Source organism: Streptomyces sp. FH025 (genome assembly GCF_017427025.1).
Classification (GTDB): domain Bacteria; phylum Actinomycetota; class Actinomycetes; order Streptomycetales; family Streptomycetaceae; genus Kitasatospora.
The window spans coordinates 1-2,365 of the sequence record NZ_JAFLNG010000954.1 but is presented as its reverse complement, the minus strand read 5'-3'; the positions used below and the strand labels follow the sequence as shown (position 1 = coordinate 2,365).

The window sequence follows — 2,365 nt, the reverse complement described above, 5'->3', positions numbered from 1 at the left end:
TCGCCGCCGTCGCGATCCCCACCACCGCGGCCTCCGCCGCCCCCGGCGCGCGGGACGCCGCGATAGCCCAGGCCCGCGCCAACGTCACCCGCAACGCAGGGGTGTTCGGCTTCGGCTCGGGCCAGGACCTCGTGCTCAAGGACGTCGTCCTCGACGCCGACGGCACCTCGCACGTCCGCTTCGACCGCACCTTCCAGGGCCTGCCGGTGGTCGGCGGCGACCTCGTCGTCCACCAGGACGCCCGCGGCCGGCTCAAGGACTCCACCCGCGCGGCCGCCCACGACGCCGCCGTCAGGTCCACCGTCCCCAAGGTGCCCGCACAGCACGGCGCCGCGGACGCGCTCTCCGCCGCCCCCGGCATCAAGGACGCCGTCAGCACCCCCGAGCTGGTCGTCTGGGCCGCCGACGGCACCCCTCGCCTCGCCTGGCGGACCACCGTCGAGGGCACCGGCGAGCACGGCCAGCCCGCCGGCAAGATCGTCGTCACCGACGCCACCACCGGCGAGCAGATCGAGGCCCTCGACGCCGAGCACCAGGCCTCCGGCACCGGCAACTCCGAGTACACCGGCACGATCACCCTCGACACCACCCCGGTCAGCGGCGGCTACACCCTCACCGACCCGGTGCGCGGCCACGTCACCAAGGACGCCGGCAACCTCTCCGCGAGCTCCCTCAAGGCGAGCTCCGGCACCGCGTTCACCAGCGCCACCAACGTCTGGGGCGACGGGAAGAAGTTCTCCTCCAACCGCGCCACCGCCGCCGTCGACGCCCACGCCAACACCGCCTGGACGTACGACTACTACAAGAACGTGCACGGCCGCAGCGGCATCAAGAACGACGGCAAGGGCGCCACCGTCTTCGTCCACGTCGGCACCAACTGGGACAACGCCCAGTGGTCCGACACCTGCTTCTGCATGATGACCGGCGACGGCAACGGCAGCACCGACCCCGAGCAGGTCGACCTCGACACCATGGGCCACGAGATGACCCACGGCGTCACCAGCGCCACCGCCAACCTGCGCTACAGCGGCGAGTCCGGCGGCCTCAACGAGTCCACCAGCGACATCTTCGGCACGATGGTCGAGTGGTACGCCAACAACCCCGTCGACACCGGCGACTACCTGTTCAGCGACCAGTCCACCCCGCCGTGGCTGCGCCGCTTCGACAAGCCCTCGCTGGACGGCCGTTCGGCGGACTGCTGGAGCAGCTCGGTCGGCAAGCTCGACGTGCACTACTCCTCGGGCGTCGGCAACCACTGGTTCTACCTCGCCAGCGAGGGCAGCGGCACCAAGACCATCAACGGCGTCACCTACACCAGCCCCACCTGCAACAACTCCACGGTGGCGGGCATCGGCAACCAGAAGGTCGCCAAGATCTGGTACCGCGCGCTGACCGTCTACATGACCTCCACGACCACCTACAAGGGCGCCCGCGCCGCCTCCCTCAACGCCGCCCGCGACCTGTACGGATCGGGCAGCGCCGAGTACAACGCGGTCGCCGCGGCCTGGAGCGCCGTCAGCGTCAACTGACCGCTGGAGGTCAGTGGTCGAACCCGATGTGGACGTGGTCGTGGTGGGTGTCGTCGGTGAAGAACTGGTTGCCGACGCCCTCGATCGCCACCGGCCCGCCCACGTTGTACGAACCGGCCGCGGCCGCGTCCCGCATGAAGGACTCGACCAGCCGCCGGGGCGTGGCCGGGTCCACCACCGCGAGGCCGTCGATCCGCCAGACGTCGAACGCCCGGCCCAGCGGATGGTCGCTGGGCCGGGTCGTCCCGAAGACGTCCAACGGATGGCCGCTGCGCACCACGCTCACCGACAGCCTGTACGGCCCGGCCAGCCGCAGCATCGCCTCCAGCACACTGTCGTGGACGCCGCCGGCGCGCAGGTCGGCTGCCGCCCCGGGCGGCAGCTCGATCCTGGGCTCGGCCAGCACCCGGGCCACCGCCGGGGCGGGCGAGGCGGCGGCCGGGCCCGGCTCGCCCGGGTGCACTCCGGTGACGGTCCAGCGCGGCTCGGCCCGGCTCAGCCGGACGTCCACCGTGGTGCCGCCCTCGGCCACCGAGCCGTCGGACGCCCTGGTCCACTGGCGGCAGACCACCAGCACGCTCGCCGAGTCGGCGAGGATGCCGCCGTACTGGGCGTCGACCACCTCCAGGCTCGCCTCCGGCGCCGCCGGGGCGAGCGGGCCGGCCGCGTCCGCCAGCGCGGGCGGCAGGCCGAGCGCCGCCACCCGGGCCCGGGCCGCCTCCGTGCCCTGCCCGCCGGGCGGCCAGGCGCCGAGCGCGGCGACCGCTTCGACGGCGCGGCGCTTGACGTCCGGCTGGATCTCGCCGGGGCCCGGCTGCCAGAGCGGCGGGTTGGGC

At 73.4% G+C, this 2,365-nt stretch carries 2 protein-coding genes; one reads left to right on the top strand and one right to left on the bottom strand.

The window, feature by feature from the left end:
* The coding region (locus tag J0670_RS36055; protein WP_207816917.1) for a M4 family metallopeptidase at positions 1–1,529 on the top strand (1,529 nt) is incomplete at its 5' end.
* A gap of 10 nt (positions 1,530–1,539) precedes the next feature.
* Here the strand turns inward: J0670_RS36055 and J0670_RS36050 are convergent.
* A partial coding sequence (locus J0670_RS36050) for a hypothetical protein (RefSeq protein ID WP_243438008.1) occupies positions 1,540–2,365 on the bottom strand: 826 nt, incomplete at its 5' end.